Genomic DNA, 22914 nt, shown 5'->3' on the forward strand with positions numbered 1-22914 from the left:
CTCCAAGCCCCCCCAACAGGCAACCGCCTTGCCGTGCCCCAACGGGGGGCCGTATCGGTATCATACCGGAGCAAACAACAAGGCCAGATCCTCCTCATCAAACAGTGGGCCCTCCTCCTGACGCCCACTTCCCCCTTCCAGTACTGATGCGGCAAGATCCGCCTTGCGAGACTGCAGCTCCAAAATGCGTTCCTCAACAGTTCCTGCACAAACCAGCTTGTAGACAAACACCGGATTCTTCTGGCCCATTCGATGAGCACGCCCGGTGGCTTGGGCCTCTACGGCAGGATTCCACCAGGGGTCGTAGTGGATGACCGTATCTGCCGTCGTGAGATTGAGCCCAGTCCCCCCTGCCTTGAGGCTGATCAGGAATACGGGCACCTCCCCACGCTGGAATTGCGCCACACGCTCAGTTCGCACTGCCCCGGGCGTCTGCCCGGCGAGAGTCAAGTGAGAAATCCCTTCCCGCTCCAGTGCCCCCCCGATCAATTCAAGCATTTCCGTAAATTGCGAGAAGATGAGGATACGCCGACCATCCTCGACCAATGATGGCAACAGTTCACCTAGCGCCTCCAGTTTGGCTGAGCGCTGAACCGTCGCCGCACTTTGATGTTTGACAAGCCGTGGGTCACAACATACCTGGCGTAATTTCAACAGGGCATCCAGCATCACGATGCCGGAGGCCGCCAGCCCGCGTGTCTCGATCGCCTCCTTGACCCGTTGATGCTGTGTCAGTCGAAGACTCTCATAAAGCTCTCGCTGTGCACCGGTCAGTGTGATGTCTCGCTGAGTCTCAGTCTTGTCCGGCAACTCATTGAGGACTTGCTGTTTGGTACGCCGGAGGATGAGTGGCGAGATACGACGAGAGAGTCGCTGACTCACAGCGTCGTCAGCATGTTTCTCGATAGGGGTACGAAAATTCCGACCAAACCACTGCTGGCTCCCCAGCGCGCCTGGCGCAGCAACATCCAATTGCGCCCATAACTCACCTAGGTGGTTTTCCAATGGCGTTCCGGTCATCGCGATCATGCGACCAGCATTGAGCCTGCGCACGGTACGCGCCGTCTGACTGGCAGCGTTCTTGATGGCTTGGGCCTCATCCAGTACCACGATACCGAAGTGCTGCTCGCACAGATGCTCGATATCTCGAACCAGAAGGGGGTAAGTCGTGATGACAAGATCTACATTGGCGACAGCAGTATCGATCTGCTCACGACGACTGGCCTTGGCTCCCTGAAGCGCCAGCACGCTCAGTGTCGGCGTAAATCGAGCCGCTTCGGCGCACCAGTTACCGACGAGACTCGTCGGGGCCACCACCATGACAGGCCCACGCAGTCCCCCTCGCGAACGCTCATCGAGCACGTGTGCAAGGATCTGAATGGTTTTTCCAAGCCCCATGTCATCCGCCAGAATACCGCCAGTACTCAACTCCGAGAGGAATCGTAACCAGGCCAGTCCTCGCGCCTGGTAATCGCGCAATTCTCCCTGGAAACCGTCAGGGGCTGGCAATTTATCAGGAAGCTCACGCAAGCGTTGGGCAAGGGCAACGACATCCTCTCGCCCTACCCAGCGCTCATGATCTGCCAAGGGGGCCAGCTGATCGATGGAGGTCAGGGGGACACGCAGTGCACTTGTGGGTGCCTCGCTATCGTGAAGCCAGTCCATCAAGGGAGCCAACCAGGCACGTAGCCTGGCAAGTGGAAGCACCAGCCGACGATTATCCGGCAGGTGTACTACCCAGCTTGCTCCCGCTTCCTCATCCTCCTCCGGCGTCAACGGGAAGTCTTCGCGCTGAATGAGTTGACGCAGAATGGGGAGCAGATTGAAGGATTCATTCTCCACCTCAACGCCCAACGCAAGATCGAACCAACCATTCTTGGCAGGCTCGAGCGCTCCATACCAGTTGTCTGGCGATAGATATTCGGGCTCTTGCGGGAAGTCGTCACTGAACTCGACCACACATCCCGCCTGACGTAATTGCAGGATCATGTCCCACCATTCCTCAGGAGCAGAAAGACATGTCCTCCATTGCGCCGCATTTTCTGGCACCTGCCTATCTATCGGCAGCAGCAAGCTCCACGAGGGCAACTCCAACCCATCCGGTACATCGTGGTGCGCAGCGAGTTCTTCCAACGTGACCATGCCTGGCGGAATGGCGCGAATCAGCGCGATTTCCGCCTGTTGATCACGCGGTATCGTCAAACGCTGCCCATCGCGCAGCCCCTGGGCCACCTCTCCCTCCTCTGGGGGTATCTCGATACCGGCATAGCTCAGGGTCACGACACCAGCGCCCAACCGAATAGGAGTTTCATTCCAGACATGGCGGCGTGTTGGCAGATGTGCCGGTGCGACACACATGGTGATCTTCAGCTTGGGTTTCAAATCCTCGAGCGTTGTTTCCACAAGTGTTCTCGGAGAGGGGACCTGGGCTGCCAGCCCCGAGACATTCTGGAGACGAGAGGTCAACCACTCGCTCATTTCCGGCGGTAAAGCGGGAACATGCTGGAGTTGGCGCCAAAGCTCAACATCCCCCTCCAGCGGGCCAAACTGTTTATTCTGAGGGTCAAGATAACAAAGCGACTTGCCGACACTGGCCACGATAGCCTCGGGAGACAAGACATCTTCAGGCGTCGTGGACATCTGCAGCCGCTGCACACCCTGCTCATCCATCTGCCAGGTCGGGGCGATACGGCAGGTCGGCCCAATACCAAGCTGTGGGCCCGTCTGCTTCTGATGGAAAAGCAAGGGGGAGGCATCGCTTGCCAGCAGGGACCAGAGCGCTTTCGCCTGGAATGCCTTGTTCAACGTCAAACCTTTGGATTGCCCAGGAAAGTACCATTGCGAATCTTTGCTGCCATGCAATAACTGCTCGATGGCCTCCTCCTGCGCCGGCTGCCATCCCATTGCAGGAACAGGTGACAACTCCCCCACGTGAGAGACTTCAACTTTCACTGGCGAGACCCATCGATCAAGCTGCGTCTTGCTCTTGGAGGGCCTCAACCACACCGGCTGCACCGTCAGCGCGGGAAGCCCCCTGTGGCCGGACTGCACATCAAGGAACAACCCGAGACGGTGGTTGGCACCTACTTGGACGGCTGACGGCACCGCCGAGGCTTGACTGTGATGTTGCAGCCAGATTGTCCACTCACGTTTCGCCGCCTGAAGCGACGGCGCTTGCTCCACTTCGTCGGGCTCAAGCGTGTCAGGAATCTCCAGGGCTTTACCCAGAGGGCCGGTACTCAGAAAGGTATCGATCAATGCGACTGCGTGCTTGCAGGTACTGCCCACCGGACAACTGCAAGCTGTTCGCATCTGGTGCCGAGTGCCCGAAGAAGTCAATATGATCGTCGTGTGATAAGGGGTGCCCAGACTGCCTGCGACATCGCCCGAAAGCGTCAAACCACCCTTCTCATCCAACTCTACCTGCCACTGCTCATCCACTCGCTGCTGGCGAGCGTAACGCAGACCACGCTCCAAGGTGCCTGCATCAAACTCATCACGCCATGCATGCTGAAGGAGTGCGATATTCAAGGCGAACGATGCATTACTCAAACCAGTGGCTGCCACAGCGGCACTCTCCATAGAAATATGACGATATTGGAGCAAATTACGCGACTACTAGTAAACCAGACGGATTCGCCGCCATCGGGCAGGCTTAACAAGCCTCATGGACCGAAGCAAACCTCTATGCAAAGGGGCTTGCTCCGATAGCCAGAGAAGTGAGCGAACACCATGAGAATGAAAGTATCAGTCGCGATGCCACCTGAGACTCTTTGGTGTAGCGTCCTCCTCCATTTCGGTATCCTTGCCCTTCCAAAGCCCACCAGGACAGCTCCCCATGAAGCGTTATGAACGCTTTGCCGCCGAGATCTCCAACCTGATCCGTACCGGAATTCTCGCGCCGGGTGAGCGAGTACCGTCGGTGCGGCAGGCCAGCAAGGCACATGGCATCAGCCCCTCTACCGTCTTTCAAGCGTATTACCTGCTGGAGAATCAAGGCCTGGTCAGTGCGCGGCCGCGCTCGGGATATTTCGTGCGTGACAATGCCTCGCGGATACTCGATGAACCGCATGTCGCCCTGCAGCAGCAAGCCCCTTCCGACGTCGCCGTCAGTGAACTGGTGTTCTCGGTACTGGGTTCACTGAGCGACAACGATACCGTCCCCTTCGGATCTGCCTTCCCGAGCCCGGAGCTCTTCCCGCTCGCGCGGCTTGCAACCAGCATGACGCGCGGGCTGCGCCAGCTATCGTCGCATGCCGTGATCTCCGACATGACGACCGGCCATCCTGACCTGTGCCGGCAGATCGCTCAGCGCTATATGGTCAACGGCATGCAGCTGCCGACGGAGGAGCTGGTGATCACCAATGGCGCCATGGAGGCGCTCAACCTTGGCCTTCAATGTGTCACCCAGCCCGGAGACCTTGTCGCCATCGAAGCGCCGGCCTTCTATGCCACGCTTCAGGTGCTTGAGCGGCTCAAGTTGCGCGCAGTGGAAATTCCGGTACACCCGCGAGACGGGATTGATCTCGAGGTGCTAGAGAATCGTCTGGAGTCGCTGCCCATCAAGGCCTGCTGGTTCATGAGCCACCTGCAGAATCCGCTGGGGGCCAGCCTGAGCGATGCGCGCAAGGCCCAACTGTATGCGCTGCTCTACCGTCATCAGCTACCGATGCTGGAGGATGATGTCTACGCAGAACTGTATTTCGATCAACGTGCCGAGGTGTCGCCCCCGCAGCCCGTCAAGGCGCTGGATGTCGAAGGTCTGGTGATGCATTGCGGGTCGTTCTCCAAGTGCCTGGCACCGGGCTATCGGGTGGGCTGGATATCCGCGAGGCGGCATACCCGGGAGATTTCGCGCCTCAAGCTGATGACGACCATCTCGCCATCGCTGCCCGCCCAAGTGGCCCTGGCCGACTACCTTCAGCATGGCGGCTACGACCGCCACCTGCGCAAGCTACGTCTGGCGCTCGAGACCCAGCAGACAGCCATGCTGGCAGCCATTGATCGCTACTTCCCCGAAGACACTCGCGTGACCCACCCCCACGGGGGTTATTTCCTGTGGTGCGAGCTTCCCGAGCACATCGACTCGCTGGCTCTGTTCCAGCAGGCGTTGGCCCACGGCATCAGTCTGGCACCGGGGCCCATCTTCTCGGCCACCCAGGGCTTCAAGCATTGCATTCGCTTGAGCTACGGCCACCCGTGGGACGCGGCGTCAGAGCGCGCCATGCAGACTTTGGGGGAATTGCTCAAGGCAGCCTGAAACGCGGACCGCTCAGACGAGATGCGAGAAGTACCTTGAGTATGTGCGCGCATGAGTGCGCGCAAATGCCGCAGCCCTTGCGGCCGCCTTGCCACACAGTCTTCATGCGTTATCCGCTGGGGCGAAAACAGCCTTGCGCGGCGCCTATCACTTGCTCGAGAGCCGCTTGCCACGCCTGGATATCGCACCTTGCTGCGTACCTTGATTGCATCCCTGATGCCGCACGCGTGCCCCTGCAGGAAGCGCCAGAGCCCGCCATGGCAGGGCCTGTCACCAAGGGCGATACGACAAACACCTGATCCCATCATGGTGCTGGCATCAATCAGAGTGCGCCCTCCTGCCCGGCTCGCCTTGCTGGCTGCTCGCCATACCACCTGGCTGGCCGGCTGACTGGCTCACGCGCCTTTAACGACTGATCAGAATTCGGCACGCAACTGATATGGTTTTTTCTCGCACAACTGAGCCTGTTATGGCTTCCGGTGGCTCCCTAGAGTAGCGGCGAAGATTCAGGCAGGGCCGTCCCCCTTGCCGCCTACTCAGGAGACATTGCCATGTTCGGCACCGAGGCCATCGACCTGGCCAGGATACAGTTCGCCTTCACCATCTCGTTTCACATCATCTTCCCGGCCATCACCATTGGCCTCGCCAGCTATCTGGCGGTGCTGGAAGGCATGTGGTTGAAGACAGGCACACAGGTCTACCGCAACCTCTATCATTTCTGGTCGAAGGTATTCGCGGTCAACTTCGCGATGGGCGTGGTGTCAGGACTGGTCATGGCCTACCAGTTCGGCACGCATTGGAGCGGTTTCTCGGCCTTTGCCGGCAGCGTGACCGGGCCGCTGCTGACCTATGAAGTGCTGACCGCCTTCTTCCTCGAAGCCGGCTTCCTCGGCGTGATGCTATTTGGCTGGAATCGCGTCGGCCGCGGCCTGCACTTCTTCTCGACCTGCATGGTCGCGCTCGGCACCCTGGTCTCGATGTTCTGGATCCTGTCCTCCAACAGCTGGATGCAGACCCCTCAGGGGCATGAGGTCATCGATGGCACCGTCGTGCCGGTCGACTGGTTCGCGATCGTTTTCAACCCTTCCTTCCCCTATCGCCTGGCCCACATGGCACTGGCCGCCTTCCTGAGCACCTCGCTGTTCGTGGCAGCCTCCGCCGCCTGGTTGCTGCTCAAGAAACGCGACACCCCGGAAGTGCGCAAGATGCTGGTCATGGCGGTACTGATGTTGATGGTGACCGCCCCGCTGCAGGCCTTCGTCGGCGACATGCATGGCCTGAATACGCTCAAGCACCAACCGGCCAAGATCGCGGCCATCGAAGGGCATTGGGACAACAGCCATGGGGAACCGACGCCGTTGATCCTGTTCGGTGTGCCCGACATGCAGCGCGAAGAGACGCGCTTCGCGCTCGAGATTCCGGCCCTCGGCAGCCTGCTGTTGATGCATGACATTGACAAGCAGGTACCGGCGCTCAAGGACTTCCCCGCCGCGGACCGCCCCAATTCGACCGTCGTGTTCTGGAGCTTCCGCCTGATGGTCGGCCTGGGCCTTGCGATGATTCTCCTCGGCCTCTCGGGTGTCTATCTGGCCCGCAAGGGCAGGCTCTTCATCTCGCGGCGCTGGCTGAGGCTGGCCGTCGCCATGGGGCCGGCTGGGCTGATCGCGATACTCGCGGGCTGGTTCACCACCGAGGTCGGCCGCCAGCCGTGGGTGATCTACGGCTTGATGAGAACGGAAGATGCCGTCTCTGCCCACAGCGCCGTTCACCTCAGCATCAGCCTGACAGCCTTTGTCACGGTCTACTTCATCGTCTTCGGCACGGGGATCAACTACCTCTTCAAGCTGATCAAGAAAGGGCCGGCGGGTGATGACAGCCACGCCCCCAGCGGCGGCCCCGGCAAGCCACGCACACCTTCCCGCCCACTGTCGGCCATCGAGGAATCACTCGACGGCACCACTCACTGACCGGAGCGATGAACGCTATGGGTATCGACCTTTCTGTCATCTGGGCGGGCATCATCCTGTTCGGCCTGATGATGTACGTGATCATGGACGGCTTTGATCTGGGCATCGGCATTCTTTTCCCGTGGGTGGAGGAAAAGGTGGACCGCGATGTGATGATGAATACCGTGGCGCCCGTGTGGGATGGCAACGAGACATGGCTGGTACTTGGCGGCGCTGGGCTATTTGCGGCCTTCCCGCTGGCCTATGCCATCTTGCTGGAAGCCCTGAGCATTCCCCTTGTCGCCATGTTGATCGGCCTCATCTTCCGCGGCGTCGCCTTCGAATTTCGCTTCAAGGCCTCGGACGCAAGCCGCCACTGGTGGGACAAGGCCTTCGTGGGCGGCTCGGTGCTGGCTACCTTCAGTCAAGGCGTCGCACTGGGAGGCTACATCCAGGGCATCGCCTTCGATGGGGGACACTTTAGCGGCGGTTCGCTGGACTGGCTGTCCCCCTTCCCGCTGTTCTGTGGTGTGGCGCTACTGTTCACCTATGCGCTTCTCGGCAGCACCTGGTTGATCATGAAGACCGAAGGCATTCTCCAGGCACGCATGTTTTCCCTGATGCGCCCACTGACACTGTGGGTATTGATCATGATCGCGGCCGTCAGTCTGTGGACTCCGCTGGCGCACCCCGCCATCGCCGAGCGCTGGTTCACACTGCCGCAGCTGTTCTGGTTCCTGCCGGTGCCAGTGCTGGTAGTGCTGGCCGGTTATGCGCTGATCCGCGCTGTCGCCTTTGAATATCATGCCCAGCCTTTCCTGCTGGTGCTGGTCCTGATCTTCCTGGGCTACAGCGGTTTCGGCATCAGCATGTGGCCTGACATCATTCCAGGTCATGTGACGATCTGGGAAGCGGCCTCTCCGCCACAAAGCCAGGGTTTTGCCCTCGTCGGTACGCTCTTCATCCTGCCGATCATCCTGGTGTACACGGCGTGGAGCTACTTCGTGTTCAAGGGCAAGGTCCGTCACACCGATGGCTACCATTGAGAGGTGCTGACATGACATCCCCGACTCGCGAGACACATTCAGCGCCACTACATGCCCCCATAACCAGACTCGACGACAGGCCATCCGGGACGCCCGCGCGCCCAGCCAGCTGGCTCAGCAAGATCGGCTGGCTGGTGGTGATCTGGGGAGGCAGCGTCAGCGCGCTGGGACTCGTCTCTCTGGCACTGCGCCGCTTCATGCAGGCCGCGGGCCTTACGCCCTGACAGCAGCGAAAGAAGACATCACGTAGACACAAAAAGACGCCGGAGCAGCGAATGCTTCGGCGTCTTTCTTGTTGGCCTGAGGGCTTGATGAACCGATGGGCCACAATGACCTGTCAATGCAGGGCACAAACGTGACGGGTCACTTCCTCGCCCGCATCCCGGAGGCTTTAGACATCAACCTCCAGTGCGGCATAGGCGACCATCTCCACCAGCATCTCTTCGCGTGCAAACCCGGAGACGATGATGGCAGCCCGATTGGGATACGGCTCACGCACGTACTCAGCATAGATGCCATTGACCGTCGCCAGGTGCTCGCGATCAGTCACATAGATCAGCACCTGGGTCAGCGAGGAAGCGTCACCACCGGCGCATTCCAGTGTATGAATCAGATTATCCAGCGTCTGGCGGGTCTGAGCCGCAATTCCCCCCTCCACGACATTGCCAGCGGCGTCGATTGGAATCTGCGCAGTGAACAGGATGCCATTGCCGACACTCGCCCATGACAGGGGCGCACGAGAGGCAAACAGATCAGTCTTGACGGGATGAACCATGGGTTATTCCTCGAATATCTTTCGATAGGTGCACTCCATGACTCGCCGGCGCAAGAGCGGCGAATCATGGAATGTTGGGGCGTATTGAGAAGCGAGAGGTCAGTCGTTGTCGGTGATACCGGCGCCGGCACCACTGCGAGAATCTTCCGTTGCCTCGACCAGCAGACGTGTCGAGAGCGCTTTCAGGCGTGACCAGAGTTCGTCATCCACCTCGATCCCTTCCTGCATGGCTCGTTGGCGACAGGCAAGCAGCTTCGACTCTTCATGACAGGCCAGCAGGTCAACGTCATAGTCGGAGCGAAGGGATGGCAGCAGATCGACATGGTTGGCCATCACCAGGGTGATGCCGTCATTGGGCTCATTCTCTTCTGGCACTTCACGCACGGCATAGACCCGTATCTCGGGGACCGAGCTGTTGGCCCTGAAACCCACGACCTGCTCGATCATGGGGCAGCCGATCGCCTCATCCACATCCTGGGCGTTGCGCCAGAAGGCGGTAACATTCATGCCACGCCCCGCAAGACGCGCCAGATAGCCCATGATCAGCTGCCGATTGTGGCAATGCTGGATCTTGATGACAGCGAGGCCACGCGCACGGGCCTTGGCGAAACCGAGTTCCAACGCCAGCGATGAGCTCTTCAATACGCTGTGGCCGTGACTATCGAGTACTGCGAGGTCTCCATCGGCATAGACAATTTCCGGCGGACGCTCCTCGGTGTCCTCCAGCAAGAAACGCAGTCCGCGATTGAGCGCCGCCAGCCCTTCCAGCTCATAGAGCTGCATCCAGGCAACCATGTCGGCGGCATCACCGGCGTCACCGTCTTCGAACCCCATCGCCTGAAAGGCCTTGCGACACAGTCCGTGAAGCTCGTTGTAGGAGACCTTCATGACATTCCTCCCACTGTCGTGGTGTTGCCCTGCCGAGGATCGGCGGTCATCTCTGGCCTCGTCGTGCTTGCAAGCTGCGGTGCCAGCGGGAAGCTCCAATCATCAAACGCGACAGGATCCTCTGGCTCGGCATTGAGTTCCTCCACCAACGGAGCCCCCTGGAAGAGCGTGATACGCACCCAACGATCAGACTTCGGGTCGAAACGGCTGGCACCGAAGAATGAGAGCTTGGTCCGCAACAGGTGCATGGGCTTCATGTCCCGCGCCCACAGGTTGGCACGTATCTCGCCAAAGCTGGTGTTGGCCATGCTCTGGATGCGGCGCACGATATCCTTGTGACGTGGGCAATGGATGAGGAATTCCACCACCAAGGCACGAGGGTGATCTTCCAGGTACTGACTAATCGCCGCATGGGTATCGGCGACACGCGGGGCAATCGCCAGCTTCATTTCCTTGTCGGCACCTGCCTCCGTGTCGCGGACTCCCAGGCGGGGCTCCTCCTTCTCGACCGAGCGATACCAGAACCAGTGGCGATTCTCGGCGAGTGAAAAATCGAAGCGCAACGCCCAGTCGTAGTGCGTTTCGATTACCTGCTTGAGGTGAACCAGCGGCATGTCCGGGGTCAGTTCCAGGCTTTCCTCCACCGCCATAAGGTCCTCATAGCGGTCGACGATGCTCGGGTACAGTTCCAGCAAGAGGGTATTCACCAGCTCCTGGGCTTCGAGCCCATGCAGCTGGTGGCTCCAGTCGATCAACTCCTGCCAGAGCTCCGGCGACAGCGGCACAAGCTCGAGCCAGGTCATCAGCTCAGGCAAGGACGCCACCGTGGCCTGGTTGCGCAAGGTCTGCTCGTGATCATCCGTGACCGTCTGGCGAAGATGGGTCTCGGCGCGCTTGAGGAGAGCCAGCAGACGTGAACGCTCCTGCTCTCCCGGCACCTGTGCCGTCACTTCGGCAAGTGCCAGTTCTCGGCTTTCCACCCAGCGCTGTACCAGCTGCGGGTGATTGATCAGGAACGGCGCCATTCCGAGGCCAGTGGAGTTGCCAATGCCCAGATAACGCTTCAATGAGGTTGCCAGAGGTGCGGCGGTCTCGGGGGCCTGGGCATGGGCCATGTGCTCTATCTGCTGGATCGAGAAATGACGCAGCAGATAGACGCCCAGCATCTGGGCAGAAAAGGGTCGATGGAAATCCGCGTTGTCCTTGAGGCGGTCATAATCCGCGATGCCGAACTTGCCATTGCCGTAGACGGCCGTGGTCCGATACAGATAGCCGACCCGGGTCAGCCACTCAGGATCAGGTTGCTGGCCTGCACTCAGCGCCTCCAGGAAGCTTGCGAAGTTACGCAAGCTGCGATTGGCACGCGACAGGACCAGCAGTCTGGGATGCTGGCGTCCGGCCTCCTGCAACGGCACATTGGCCGCCATCTGCTCGAGAAGCGCATCATCCACATCACCCTCCACTACACCGAAGGTGACATCCCATGCCTCGGCGATGACGCGGTCAGAGCGTGCGGAATCCTCAAGCGCCTGGGAAAATATGACGCCGTGATAGCGCTTGCTGGGCGTCTGCAGGCAGTAGATCGCCACACCGTGACCGAGAGCATCCAGTTCGAAGCGGGTCGTGGTGATCTTCCATTTTTCATGTGCCATCTGGCGCACCAGACTTCTCACGAAACTCAGACGACTGGCATGCAGGCTGCCGAGGCGCTCCAGCTGCATCACATCGTCCGGTGCCCGCAGCCGAAGCCGCTGCTCGGTGGATGAGAGGCGTGCGCCCTGGTGATTGCGCGACATATCAACGCTCTCCTTCGTGTTCCGGGGCCGGCATGGCTGACCGCTGGCTGGTGATTCCCTGCGCACGTGCCATCGCGAAGGCTGATTGGGGTCCTGTCCACAATGAGGGCAGCAGTACCAGCGAGACAGGGATGGCCGTGATGACGATGAACTGCTGAAGTGCACTGATCTGGCCGGCGCCCATATAGAGGAGTATCGCAGCCATCAACGCCATGCTGATGCCCCAGAAGGCACGCACCAGCGGGCTTGGATCATCGTGTCCGGCACTGACGACGGCGATCGCGTAGCTCATCGAGTCACCCGTGGTGGCGACGAAGATGGTGGTCAGCGTCAGGATGGCAGCTGCCATTGCGGTTCCGCCGGGCAATGCCTGCGCCACGGTGAGGGTCGCGACATCGAACTGGAAGTTGTTGAGCGCTTCGGTGAGGTCGATCACGCCGGTGAACTGATAGAAGATGCCCGCCCCGCCCAGTAGCGTGAACCAGACAGCGGTCGCCAGGGGCGCCAGTACGGCAACGGTCAGAATCATCTGGCGGATGGTTCTGCCCTTGGAAATGCGCGCCACGAAGATCGCCATCAGCGGGCCATAGCCGAGGAACCAGGCAAAGAAGAATACGGTCCACCACTGCATCCACCAGTCTGGAGCGCTCTGTGCGGTCATGGTCGACATGGTGAAGAACGAGCTCAGATACTCGCCAAAGCCCTGAGTAAAGGCATTGACCATGAACAGGGTCGGCCCGAAGACGAAGATCACCGCCGCCACACCCAGCGCCAGGAAGACGTTGAAGCGCGACATGATCTGGATGCCCTTGTCGATGCCAGTCACGGCCGAGGTGACATAGATCACCCCGAGCACTATCAGCACGCTCAGCTGCGTCGAATAGTCATTGGTCACCCCAAAGAGTTCATGCAGACCATAGCTGACTTGGGTGGCTAGAAATCCAATGGGGCCCACCGTTCCTGCCACCACGGCGATGACGCACAGGGCATCCACCACGCCGCCCAGCTTGCCCTTCATGATCTTCTCGCCGAACACGGGATACAGCAGCGTTCTCGGCTGCAAGGGCTGACCCTTGTCGTAATGGGCATGCGCCAGCACGATGGCGGTCAGGCTGCCTAGAATGGCCCAGGCAAGAAAGCCCCAGTGCATGAAGGATTGCGCCAGTGCAGGCGCAATGGCGTTAGCAGTGCCCGGTTCGGTATCAAAGGCAGGCGGCGTCACCAGGAAGTGGTACACCGGTTCGCCGGCAGCGAAGAAGACTCCACCTCCCGCCAGCAAGGTGCACATGATGATCGATACCCACTTGAAGGTGGATAGCTCAGGCCTGCGCGTGCCACCGATACGGGCACTGGCCGCAGGCGTTGCGGTCAGCCCCAGGGCAATGAAGAAGGTGAGCAGCAACAGAATCTGAAAGTAGCTGCCCAGTGTTCTGGCGGTCCAGGCAAAGCCGGCACTGATGGCTTGCGCGACCCCTTCAAGATCAAACAGGGACAAGCCGACGAACAGCAGTATAAAGCCGATGCTGCAGGTCAGAACGACAGGGTCACCAAAGCGGTACTGACCTTCCGGTAACGCATCCGACGTGGCAGACGTCGTGGTCTTGCGAGATGAAGTCATGTGGCATTCCTCTGACGAGCTCTCGTCATTGGCAGGCATTTATTATGGTTGTTGGTTGCCGAGCGATACCCTGAGGATTCCTGGCTCGGCACAGGTGCCATGGCATAGCGTTACGGCGATCAGGCAGGCGTGGTCTCCTGACGGGTTGCGGCGCGCTCGAGGAGTGCGACCCAGTTCTTGCCCATGATGCCGGCCACTTCGTCCTCGGACATGCCGACCTTGCGCAAACCGGCAATCAGGTTGGGGAAGTCACGACTGTCTCGCAGCCAAGACAATGGACGCGGCCAGTCAGCGTTGCTGGCACTGCCTTCGCCGTAGTCCATGTCCTTGGACCAGCGACCATTGCGCATCCACTCAAGAATGGACACCGGCTGGTTCTGACACAGGTCGGTGCCGATTCCCAGGTGCTCGATGCCCATCAAGTCTGCGGTTCTGGCGATCATTTCGCAGTACTCTGTCAGAGTACAGTCGGAGCCATTGCGCAGATGGAAGGGATACGCCGAGAACCCCAGCAGCCCATCACTCTCCGCGATGGCCTTGAGCACCTTATCGGACTTGTTGCGCTTTGCCGGATGGAAGCTTTCCGGGTTGGCGTGGGAAATGATCACGGGGCGCTCGGATATCTCGATCGCCTCGAGCGTGGAGCGCTCTGCGCTGTGCGACATGTCGATGACCATGCCGACGCGATTCATCTCACGGATCACCTGACGTCCGAAGCGAGTGATCCCGCTGTCTTGTGCCTCATAACACCCGCAGGCCAGCAGACTCTGGTTGTTGTAGGTCAGCTGCATGATCATCAACCCGAGGTCACGCATCACCTCGACCATGTCGATATCGTCCTCGATGGGCGAGCAGTTCTGCGCCCCCAGAATGATGCCGACACGCCCGCTGGCTTGCGCAACCGCGATGTCCTGCGGCACATGCACGGGCATGATCAGATCAGGCCAGGCCTCGAAACGTCGATTCCACTCGCCAAGACGCGACAAGGTCTCTCGCGTCGTCTCGTGGTACACGAGAGTGGCGTGTACGGCGTCCAGCCCCCCTTCTCGCATCTGCTCGAATATCTCGCGTGACCAGTTGGAATACTGCAGGCCATCGATCGTCAGCATTGTCTTTGACATGGGGCCTCCTCACGCCTTGATGTAGCAAGTCTTCACGACGGTGTAGAACTCGCGCGCGTATCGCCCCTGCTCACGAGGCCCGAAGCTTGAAGCCTTGCGACCACCGAAGGGCACGTGGTAATCCGTCCCCGCTGTCGGCAGATTGACCATCACGCAGCCGGTCTCGGCACGCGCCTTGAAGCTGCTGGCCAGTTTCAGGGAATTGGTGATGATGCCCGCCGTGAGCCCGAAGTGCGTGTCATTGAGCACATCGATGGCCTCTTCTGCGTCGCTCACCTTGATGACGCAGGCGATCGGACCGAAGATCTCCTCGCGATTGATAGCCATGTCGTTGGTGGTATTTACCAGCAGCGCCGGGCTCATGAAGTAGCCGTCGGTGGCGCACTCCACACGCTCGCCGCCACAGACCAGCGTTGCCCCCTCTTGCTGGGCGCGCTGCACCCAGGACAGGTTGGACTCAAGCTGCTTGGCATCGACGGCCGGCCCCATGTGCACGCCCTCTTCCAATGCGTGACCGACGCGGACCTGAGACAGGCGCTCAGTCAGCTTTTCCACGAACTCGTCATGGACCGATTCCATCACGATCAGCCGCGAAGATGCCGTGCATTTCTGGCCGGTGCCTGAGTAGGCACCATTGAAGGCTGCCTCGACGGCCAGCTCCATGTCGGCATCATCGGCGATGATCAGGGCGTTCTTGGAGCCCATTTCCAGCTGGCACTTGACCAGATTGGCAGCAGTGGCCGCCGCCACTCGACGACCCACTTCCAGAGAGCCGGTGAAGGACAGGGCATGAATGTCGGGGCTGGAGATCAGTTCATCCCCGATGCTGCTGCCCGGGCCCATCACCAGATTGAAAGTGCCTGCCGGGAGTGACTGGCGATGAATGATTTCGGTCAGCGCCCATGCGCTCGCAGGGACCAGATTGGCCGGCTTGAAGACGACCGCGTTGCCGAAGGCCAGCGCAGGCGCAATCTTCCAGACCGCTGTCGCCATCGGGAAATTCCAGGGGCTGATCACACCGACGACACCAACGGGCTCCCGACGGACCTCGACCTCAACGCCAGGACGCACCGAGTCTGCGCGCTCATCAATCTGGCGCAAGACTTCGGCACCGTAGTAATGGAAGAACTGCCCGGAGCGATGCACCTCACCCACTCCCTCCGCCAGGGTCTTGCCCTCTTCACGCGCCAGCAGCTCACCCAGCTCCGCCTTGCGGGCGATCAGCTCATCGCCGATGGCCATCAACACGGAATAACGTTGCTCGAGACCTGACTGGGCCCATTGTGCCTGGCCACGCTTGGCCGCCTGGATGGCATCGGCAACCTGATCGACACTGGCCTGCGCATAATGGCCGATGACATCGCGGGTATCGGACGGATTGAGATTGGCGATGCTGCCCTGACCTGCGACCCACTGACCATCGATGTAGAGATCGTGGACAGCGGCGTGAGTGGCGGTAGTGGTGTGGTGTGACATGTGAACCTCCTTGAACGCGGTGACAACAGATTAGGAGGACCAGAGGGATAAAGATAATCAATAATAAATACCCTATGATAAATTTCATTTACCATTCTTAAGAGGATCGATGCGATGGTCGCAGAGCTGAAGATCACGCCGCTTCGCTATGTCCTGGCAGTGGTGGACCACGGTGGTTTTCACGCTGCCTCTCGTTATCTGCATCGCACGCAGCCGGCCCTGTCGATGGCCATCCGCGAGCTGGAAAACCGCCTGGGAGAGGCGCTGTTCGAGAAGGGTGCCAAGGCGACTCTGACACCCTATGGCAGCTACTGCGTGCCGCGATTTCGGGAGCTGATCAATCAGCATGATCGCCTCAGCCGGGAGCTGCAGGCTCGCGCCGCCAAGGAGGCAGGCCAACTGGACATGGCAGTGGTGCCGTCAGTGGCCAGCCGACTGATGCCGAAACTGCTCTCCGAGTTCGTCAGTCGCTATCCGGGTATCAAGGTCGGCCTCCACGATGGCAACGCCGATTTCGTTCGCGAGCAGGTCATCAGCGGCCAGGTCGACATCGGCATTACCAGCCTGTGGGGGTTGGAGGAAGAACTGCTCTTTCATCCGTTGTTTCATGACGAAGTCGGCGTGGTCTGCCGTGACGATCACCCCTTTGCCGAGCGCCAGACCCTGACATGGCAAGCACTGGAGACAGAGTCCCTAATCGGCAATGGCACCTCGCGGCTGTTGCAGGGCACGACGGCCGAATCACTGCTAGAGATGCATGCCTTGTATATCTCCAACATGATTTCGCTGACAGCCACGCTGGTCGCCGGGATGGGGATCACAACGCTGCCCCGCCTGGCGTTTCCGCAGGAATATGAGCGCCTGCGGTTCATTGAGCTCGCTGAACCGCGGGTCAGCCGCGAAGTGGGCCTGATTCGCCGCAAGGGCGCCAGCTTGTCGCCGGCGGCGCAGGCCATGGAGAGCTTCATCATTGAAAGCCTCGCCGCCGAACAATGAGTCCTTCATGACCCGTCTCCTGCGCCTTGGCCTTGGCCTTTCTATAGTGACGCTGTCGCCCACGGGATGTCGGCCCGGGTGGCGGCCGTGCGAAGATAACGCTCCAGAACGCCCAGGGCGTTACCCCCGCAAGGTTTTGACAGGAGACATGCGTGTATTCGATTCGTCTGTGGGCCGCACGTCACGCGCGACTGCTGGAGCTCACCTATCAGGCCGTCGAGCCGGTGATCATCAAACTGCAGCCGCTGTGGAAGTCCGTCGGTTACGCACGCGCCGAGAAGCCTGTCGCCAGGCTGGAGCAAGCCTGCAAGGGCTTGCTGTTCGACTGTCAGATGTGTGGCCAGTGCATTCTGAGTTCGACCGGCATGTCCTGCTCAATGAACTGCCCCAAGCACCTGCGCAACGGCCCCTGCGGCGGTGTCATGCAGAATGGCAACTGTGAAGTCGAACCGGACACGCGCTGCGTCTGGGTGGAAGCCTGGGAAGGCAGCCAGCGGATGAAGGACAACGATGCGATCCAGATCGTGCAGTTGCCGGTGGACCACCGCCTGCAGGGCACCTCATCCTGGCTGCGCGTGGCCCGGCAAGCCGCTGAGCGTCGAGAGAGCCTGAAATGACCTCCAGACTCACTATCCCGGATAGCTCCCAGCTGCCACCTGCCGAGCGCGACGGCAATGTCGGTCGCCTGGAGCGAGTACTTCGCAGCGGTCAGTTTGCCGTCACCGCCGAGCTGGCACCGCCCGACTCGGCCGACCCACAGGAGGTGCATGCGCGCGCGCAGCTGTTTGCCGGCCATGTGGATGCCATGAACGCCACCGATGGCTCGGGTGCCAACTGCCATATGTCGAGCGTGGCGATGTGTGCCCTGCTGGCCCGCGAAGGCCATGAGACGGTGATGCAGATCTCGTGTCGTGACAGAAACCGCATCGCCATCCAAGGCGATGTACTGGGGGCTGCGGCGCTGGGCATCCCCAACCTGCTGTGTCTGACCGGGGATGGCGTGCAGGTCGGGGATCACCCCGAGGCCAAGCCGGTGTTCGATCTCGACTCCCTGTCGCTGCTGGAAATCGTCGCCGGATTGCGTGACAAGCACGCCTTCGCCAGCGGGCGAACACTGACCTCAGCGCCCCAGGTATTTCTGGGCGCAGCCGCCAACCCCTTCGCCCCACCCTTCGCGTTTCGCCCTCATCGTCTGGCCAAGAAGATTGCCGCCGGCGCCCAGTTCATCCAGACACAATACTGCTTCGACCTGCCGCGCTTTCAGGACTTCATGCATCGTGCACGTGATCTGGGGCTGCTGGAGAAGTGCTTCATTCTGCCCGGCGTCGGTCCGCTGGCCTCGGCGCGCACCGCCGACTGGATGCGCCGCCATGTTCCCGGTGTCCATATCCCGGATGACGTACTCGCGCGCTTGAAGGGAGCCAGGGATCAGAAGGCAGAGGGCCGTGACCTCTGCATCGAGATGATCCAGCAATTACGTGAGATCGAGGGCGTCAGCGGCGTGCATATCATGGCGCATCGCCAGGAGGCCTTCGTGCCCGAGATCATCCAGCGCGCGGGCATTCTGGGGGCGCGTATGCCATGGACCCCCGAACCTCGCCCAACCCCTTCGCCGTAAACCCGCTAGCCTGTGATTAATAGCGTCAAACTTCAGGAAGCAATGACAGAGTGATGACCAACAACGAGAATGATATCCGCTCGAGCCCCCTTGTCGATATCGCGTGGGCGTTGGCGAGTCTGGTGGCAGCGTTCGTGCTCTTCTGTCTGATGTCGGTTCAGGTTTTGGCCTAAGCCAGTACTACCTCAGGAAGCCGACAAACGATACGAGATACTGGCAAATGAATCATCTAACACCCTAAAGAGGTATCAGATGAAGTCACGGGAGAGAGCTAAGCAAGCCGCTATCAAAGAGTATCGCCCAAAACCAGCCACTCGGAAGTGAAGTGGACCCCATCCTTTGGACCACCTGACGGGTCGTCTAAGCTCGGATCAGGTCATCATCGGCATCAGGCCGCCTGGGTCAGTGGTTGAGAGAAGTACACTTCATCAGGTGTAGCATCGTCTAGCCCTTAGTGGGGCCGCTCCGTGTTGTACCAAGCGAAGTAACGCTTCAGATCCCTTCGCAAGTGGGCGCCGCTCTCGAAAGCCTTCAGATAAACGCACTCATACTTCACACTGCGCCAGAGTCGTTCCACGAATATGTTGTCCTGATAGCATCCCTTGCCGTCCATGCTGATCCGGACATCATGGGCTTCCAGAACTTCGGTGAATGACTGGCTGGTGAACTGACAGCCTTGATCTGTATTGAATATCTCGGGCTTTCCATAACACGCCAGGGCTTCCTCCCAAGCACCGATACAGAAGTCCGTATCCAAGGTGTTGGAGACCCGCCAGGCCAACACGCGACGGCTGTGCCAGTCCATGATGGCCACCAGGTACATGAACCCGCGCGCCAAAGGAATATAGGTGATATCGGCCGCCCAGACCTGATTGGGGCGGTCGATGACTCGCCCCCGCAGCAAGTAAGGATAGATCCGATGTCCTGTGCCTGGCCGGCTGGTGCATGGCTTCGGATAAATAGCCTGTAGTCCCACCCCGCGCATCAATCGCTGGACGCGCTTGCGGCTCACTGCGTGCCCAAGCGATTGAGATAGGCTGACATCCTTCGTGAGCCATAGACCGGTGTGCGCAGATGTTCCGCGTCGATCAGACGCATTAACTCCAGATCATAGGCCCGTAGTGCCTTGCGTTAATAGTACATCGAGGAGCGAGTGATACCGAGTAGCTGGCATTGACGTCGGAGGCTGACGCCGGGCGCTTGCGGCTCGACCATTGTCAGGCGCTGGGCCCGACTCAACGATCGAGCCTGCGTGACAAAAAATCCCGTTCCACCGTCAGCTTGCCGATCTCGCGATAGAGCGTATCGATCTCCTCCTGGGTCTTCTGGGCGGTTTTACTGGAACTTTTGCCCTCGAAGACGCCGGTGGCGTTGTCCAGCAGGTCGCGCTTCCACTGACTCACCATGGTTGGGTGGATCTCGAAGCGGGCCGCGATCTCTGACGTGGTCTGTTCCTCCTTGAGGGCGGTAAGGGCTACCTTGGCTTTGAACTCACTGCTGTACTGTCGACGTTTCCTGCTCATGATCAAGCTCTCCTGGTCGGTATGATCAGAGATTAGCGCCTGGTCCGAATTCTGGGGTCCACTTCAGATTTGCCAACCCCCATGGCCTCACACGCCGCCTTCAGCGTGTAGCCCTGGTCGACCACGAGCTGGGCCGCTTCCAAGCGAAATTCCGGGCTAAACGTTCTCTTCTTCGTCATCATCTGCACCTGATTGTCTCTGTGAGCCATCATACACTCAAAGTCAGGTGGCCAGATTCACTGTGCCACTACACTTCTCAGGAAACAATTCTTTACAAATCGGGTTTCGTCGCTGAATGCTTCTTTCTGATGCCCGGTTTAGTGACGCTTGAGGAACTATATACCAAAGTATTAAAAAAGGCATAACATCATGAAAATATCATATAATAGAAATAGCCTAAATATCTTGGACTAAAGCGAGAAACATAAAATTACCTTGCCAAAAAACAGCAAAATGAGAAATAAGAAAATATTAAATTAGAAAAATATGAAAAATATATTAGAAAAACTCTGCTTTTTTGAAAAATAAAAATAATGTAAATTCAAACAGATAGAAAACATTTGGCGAAAAAATCTTACTTTTTATAAACAATAAGAAGACAAAAAACACAACTATTTCCTCGTAGTTCTAAAGAAAATTAAAGACAATATAGAAGAAAAAATTTCTATCAAAACAATCTATCTCATGGCAATAAATATACTCAAAGAAAATAAAAAAAACAGCTAATTCTCAAAAAATACATTGATTTTGTGCACTTTATTCGAAGCTGAAAATAACTTTACAAAGCTCTCTAAACACTATTTTTTTCCTGATCACACCTCTAAAAGCAATTTGTTTGTTCAAAAAGACTGTGCTAAAAGTTTTCTATCTGCAGAGGTCGGATGATCGGGTTTCGCAACGAGGACATCCTTTCTGGCCTTACGTGAGCTCATCATGCAATTTATTCAGGAAAGGCTTTATGGACATCAAGCTGCATAAGCAAGCGACGACGACACCGGAAATTCTTGCCGACACCCAAATAGCTCCTGCCGGTATGTCCAAAAAATATCATGCTCGTCAGTTTGGGGTCAGCGTCTCATCTACCCAGCGCTGGCGTCATCGTGATGATGTCCTTAATCGTCCCAAAACACGTCATAACCTACTGCCGCTCTGACCTCAGAACAAGAAGAGATAGTCATCGCCGCTCGGGCACTACTACGGCTGGGACTCGATGATCTACTTGTTGTTGCTCGTGAATCCCTGAATCTCAATCTGTCACGTTCCGCGCTCCAGCGTATGCTCAAACGACGTGATGTACCGACTCTTGCCCAGCTGGCGCGTCAAGACGCGGAACAGAACGAGAAGCCCAAGCAGCGGCCTTTCATGGATTATGAACCCGGATATGTGCACATTGATATCAAGCACTTGCCCCAAAGGCTTGATGGAGATCAGAAGCGTTATCTCTACATCGCGATTGATCGTGCCACTCGGTGGGTGTATCTGGAGGTCAGATCTAGTCAATCTACAAAAGAGGCTCGTGTATTCATGAGATGCGTGGAAGAGAGGGCTCCCTTCACTATTCAAGCCGTACTCACGGATAATGGTAAATCCTTTACCAATTACTTCACCGTGGGTGGCGATCGTAAGCCCCGTGGGCATCACTTATTCGGTCAGGAATGTCAGAGCCATGGAATAGAACATCGATTGATCAAGCCGCGCAGGGCCCAAACGAATGAAATAGTGAAGCACTTCAATGGGCGTATCAGCGATGTTCTGCAGATTCTGCGCAATAACTCAAGAGAGGATTTAGAACAGACTCTCGAGCGGTATTACTGGTTATACAATCACCAAATCCCCCAGAAATCACTACACCACAGGACACCTGTTGAAGTAATGAAGGAGTGGCAGACTGAACGATCGGAGCTGTTTACTCGGGCTGTAATCAATTAGACGGAACCCGACAGCTATATGTGCTAAATGAACCCACAGCAATTCAATATGAAAATTAACCAAGGAGTTAAAATGACACATATAATCGCGATAGCAAATGAAAAAGGTGGAGTTGGGAAAACACCGATTTGTTGGCTGATGGCTCAAAGGCTTTCAGAACTTTCATATATTGATGGAAACGGTCGCGATCCTCAACGTGTATTGTGTGTTGATCTTGATCAGCTTTGCTGTTTGAGCTTTCTATTCTTAGAAAAATACGATAGTTTTAAAGAAATGTGGACTGATTTAGCGAAAGATAATGCCATAGAAATTCTTTTAGAAAAAGATGATAGGTTACCGACAATAAAAACATACAACTCGAACATTGACCTAATATCAGGATCACCGAATGCAAGCATAATTACTAACGATAATCAGCCTCATGACGTTACTTTAGGCTACAAAAGAATACGTGAGTTAGCAGAAAAAGGTGACTATGACTATATTCTAATCGACACTAAGGCCAGTCCAAAGAATAAATATAAAGCAGCAATTATAATGGCAGACTATGTTCTGATTCCTGCCACCCAGGATATATTTTCTATACGGGGCGCTATTAACACAGAGGGGTTTATAAAAGACATAAGTTCTCAATACGAAAAGTCTGCAACATCCCTTGGTACAGTTTTCGTAGGTTATCAGAAATCTCTAGGTGATGATATAGAAAAATTAGCACAACCATTGAAAGAGCGCGGTTACTACTCATTCACAAACAACATTAAACTTAGTAAATCAATAAAAAAATCATTACATACCAGGCAGCCTCTTAACAAAATCACTAACAGCCACATTGCCAGAAAAAACATAGACCGTTTTGTCAAAGAATTGACTGTTAGAATCAAGACAATGGAATCCTACAAAAAATAGAAATTAAACTAAATAG

The 22914-nt window shown here is 57.6% G+C and carries 16 protein-coding genes and 2 pseudogenes; 9 read left to right on the top strand and 9 right to left on the bottom strand.

Annotation, left to right across the window (positions count from 1 at the left end; genetic code table 11):
- Nucleotides 1-60: 60 nt before the first annotated feature.
- Nucleotides 61-3567 (bottom strand): DEAD/DEAH box helicase, encoded by a 3507-nt coding sequence (locus BOH68_RS11035; protein WP_170877377.1) that lies wholly within the window; start codon nucleotides 3565-3567, stop codon nucleotides 61-63.
- Between the two features lie 271 nt (nucleotides 3568-3838).
- Between BOH68_RS11035 and BOH68_RS11040 the strand changes: the two genes are divergently transcribed.
- The 4 genes from BOH68_RS11040 to BOH68_RS11055 all read left to right on the top strand — a co-directional run bounded on the left by BOH68_RS11040 (nucleotide 3839) and on the right by BOH68_RS11055 (nucleotide 8476).
- Complete coding sequence (locus tag BOH68_RS11040) at nucleotides 3839-5260, top strand: aminotransferase-like domain-containing protein (RefSeq protein ID WP_077373917.1); 1422 nt, start codon at nucleotides 3839-3841, stop codon at nucleotides 5258-5260.
- Between the two features lie 551 nt (nucleotides 5261-5811).
- Entirely contained in the window at nucleotides 5812-7227 is a 1416-nt protein-coding gene (locus tag BOH68_RS11045; protein WP_077373920.1) for a cytochrome ubiquinol oxidase subunit I, read from the top strand.
- 17 nt (nucleotides 7228-7244) lie between these two features.
- Nucleotides 7245-8252, top strand: coding sequence for a cytochrome d ubiquinol oxidase subunit II (gene cydB / locus BOH68_RS11050; protein ID WP_077373923.1), 1008 nt, complete (start codon nucleotides 7245-7247; stop codon nucleotides 8250-8252).
- An 11-nt stretch (nucleotides 8253-8263) separates the two neighbouring features.
- Nucleotides 8264-8476: a DUF2474 domain-containing protein gene (locus BOH68_RS11055; RefSeq protein ID WP_077373925.1), complete on the top strand. Its 213-nt coding sequence runs from the start codon at nucleotides 8264-8266 to the stop codon at nucleotides 8474-8476.
- A 167-nt stretch (nucleotides 8477-8643) separates the two neighbouring features.
- On the opposite strand, the gene BOH68_RS11060 is transcribed toward BOH68_RS11055, so the two are convergent.
- From BOH68_RS11060 to BOH68_RS11085, 6 genes are all read right to left on the bottom strand, one after another.
- A complete protein-coding gene (locus BOH68_RS11060; protein ID WP_077373927.1) occupies nucleotides 8644-9027 on the bottom strand; it encodes a RidA family protein in 384 nt (127 codons plus the stop codon).
- A 99-nt stretch (nucleotides 9028-9126) separates the two neighbouring features.
- Complete coding sequence (locus tag BOH68_RS11065; RefSeq protein ID WP_077373930.1) at nucleotides 9127-9915, bottom strand: DUF3726 domain-containing protein; 789 nt, start codon at nucleotides 9913-9915, stop codon at nucleotides 9127-9129.
- Nucleotides 9912-11711 (bottom strand): hypothetical protein, encoded by a 1800-nt coding sequence (locus BOH68_RS11070; protein ID WP_219815772.1) that lies wholly within the window; start codon nucleotides 11709-11711, stop codon nucleotides 9912-9914. Before BOH68_RS11070 ends, BOH68_RS11065 begins: the two co-directional genes overlap by 4 nt.
- A 1-nt stretch (nucleotide 11712) precedes the next feature.
- A complete protein-coding gene (locus BOH68_RS11075; RefSeq protein WP_077373933.1) occupies nucleotides 11713-13329 on the bottom strand; it encodes a BCCT family transporter in 1617 nt (538 codons plus the stop codon).
- Nucleotides 13330-13448: 119 nt separating this feature from the next.
- The gene (locus BOH68_RS11080; RefSeq protein WP_170877378.1) at nucleotides 13449-14450 is read right to left on the bottom strand and encodes a dipeptidase; all 1002 of its coding nucleotides are present in this window, start codon (nucleotides 14448-14450) and stop codon (nucleotides 13449-13451) included.
- Between the two features lie 9 nt (nucleotides 14451-14459).
- Nucleotides 14460-15926, bottom strand: a complete 1467-nt coding sequence (locus BOH68_RS11085; RefSeq protein WP_077373939.1) for an aldehyde dehydrogenase family protein — start codon at nucleotides 15924-15926, stop codon at nucleotides 14460-14462.
- Nucleotides 15927-16040: 114 nt separating this feature from the next.
- Here BOH68_RS11085 and BOH68_RS11090 point away from each other — a divergent pair, with 114 nt between their 5' ends.
- From BOH68_RS11090 to BOH68_RS11100, 3 genes are all read left to right on the top strand, one after another.
- Entirely contained in the window at nucleotides 16041-16922 is an 882-nt protein-coding gene (locus BOH68_RS11090) for a LysR family transcriptional regulator (protein WP_077373941.1), read from the top strand.
- A gap of 152 nt (nucleotides 16923-17074) precedes the next feature.
- Complete coding sequence (locus BOH68_RS11095; RefSeq protein WP_077373944.1) at nucleotides 17075-17539, top strand: methylenetetrahydrofolate reductase C-terminal domain-containing protein; 465 nt, start codon at nucleotides 17075-17077, stop codon at nucleotides 17537-17539.
- Entirely contained in the window at nucleotides 17536-18540 is a 1005-nt protein-coding gene (locus tag BOH68_RS11100; protein ID WP_077373947.1) for a methylenetetrahydrofolate reductase, read from the top strand. Before BOH68_RS11095 ends, BOH68_RS11100 begins: the two co-directional genes overlap by 4 nt.
- A 388-nt stretch (nucleotides 18541-18928) precedes the next feature.
- On the opposite strand, the pseudogene BOH68_RS11105 reads toward BOH68_RS11100, so the two are convergent.
- Both BOH68_RS11105 and BOH68_RS11110 read right to left on the bottom strand, forming a co-directional pair.
- Nucleotides 18929-20063 (bottom strand): annotated as a pseudogene (locus BOH68_RS11105) (IS3 family transposase).
- Between the two features lie 32 nt (nucleotides 20064-20095).
- The gene (locus tag BOH68_RS11110; RefSeq protein WP_083730705.1) at nucleotides 20096-20275 is read right to left on the bottom strand and encodes a transposase; all 180 of its coding nucleotides are present in this window, start codon (nucleotides 20273-20275) and stop codon (nucleotides 20096-20098) included.
- A 746-nt stretch (nucleotides 20276-21021) separates the two neighbouring features.
- Between BOH68_RS11110 and BOH68_RS11115 the strand changes: the two are divergent.
- Both BOH68_RS11115 and BOH68_RS11120 read left to right on the top strand, forming a co-directional pair.
- Nucleotides 21022-21992, top strand: a pseudogene (locus tag BOH68_RS11115) (DDE-type integrase/transposase/recombinase).
- Nucleotides 21993-22064: 72 nt separating this feature from the next.
- The gene (locus BOH68_RS11120) at nucleotides 22065-22898 is read left to right on the top strand and encodes a ParA family protein (RefSeq protein ID WP_170877380.1); all 834 of its coding nucleotides are present in this window, start codon (nucleotides 22065-22067) and stop codon (nucleotides 22896-22898) included.
- The last annotated feature ends 16 nt before the right edge of the window (nucleotides 22899-22914 follow it).

This window comes from Cobetia sp. MM1IDA2H-1 (genome assembly GCF_002916775.2).
Classification (GTDB): Bacteria; Pseudomonadota; Gammaproteobacteria; order Pseudomonadales; family Halomonadaceae; genus Cobetia; species Cobetia marina.

Excerpts from the sequence above, each read along its gene's own strand:
- cydB (WP_077373923.1), top strand. The coding sequence starts at position 7,245 with ATGGGTATCGACCTTTCTGTCATCTGGGCGGGCATCATCCTGTTCGGC.
- BOH68_RS11110 (WP_083730705.1), bottom strand. The coding sequence starts at position 20,275 with ATGATGGCTCACAGAGACAATCAGGTGCAGATGATGACGAAGAAGAGA.
- BOH68_RS11060 (WP_077373927.1), bottom strand. The coding sequence starts at position 9,027 with ATGGTTCATCCCGTCAAGACTGATCTGTTTGCCTCTCGTGCGCCCCTG.
- BOH68_RS11120 (WP_170877380.1), top strand. The coding sequence starts at position 22,065 with ATGACACATATAATCGCGATAGCAAATGAAAAAGGTGGAGTTGGGAAA.
- BOH68_RS11085 (WP_077373939.1), bottom strand. The coding sequence starts at position 15,926 with ATGTCACACCACACCACTACCGCCACTCACGCCGCTGTCCACGATCTC.
- BOH68_RS11055 (WP_077373925.1), top strand. The coding sequence starts at position 8,264 with ATGACATCCCCGACTCGCGAGACACATTCAGCGCCACTACATGCCCCC.
- BOH68_RS11075 (WP_077373933.1), bottom strand. The coding sequence starts at position 13,329 with ATGACTTCATCTCGCAAGACCACGACGTCTGCCACGTCGGATGCGTTA.
- BOH68_RS11070 (WP_219815772.1), bottom strand. The coding sequence starts at position 11,711 with ATGTCGCGCAATCACCAGGGCGCACGCCTCTCATCCACCGAGCAGCGG.
- BOH68_RS11090 (WP_077373941.1), top strand. The coding sequence starts at position 16,041 with ATGGTCGCAGAGCTGAAGATCACGCCGCTTCGCTATGTCCTGGCAGTG.
- BOH68_RS11045 (WP_077373920.1), top strand. The coding sequence starts at position 5,812 with ATGTTCGGCACCGAGGCCATCGACCTGGCCAGGATACAGTTCGCCTTC.
- BOH68_RS11080 (WP_170877378.1), bottom strand. The coding sequence starts at position 14,450 with ATGTCAAAGACAATGCTGACGATCGATGGCCTGCAGTATTCCAACTGG.
- BOH68_RS11040 (WP_077373917.1), top strand. The coding sequence starts at position 3,839 with ATGAAGCGTTATGAACGCTTTGCCGCCGAGATCTCCAACCTGATCCGT.
- BOH68_RS11100 (WP_077373947.1), top strand. The coding sequence starts at position 17,536 with ATGACCTCCAGACTCACTATCCCGGATAGCTCCCAGCTGCCACCTGCC.
- BOH68_RS11065 (WP_077373930.1), bottom strand. The coding sequence starts at position 9,915 with ATGAAGGTCTCCTACAACGAGCTTCACGGACTGTGTCGCAAGGCCTTT.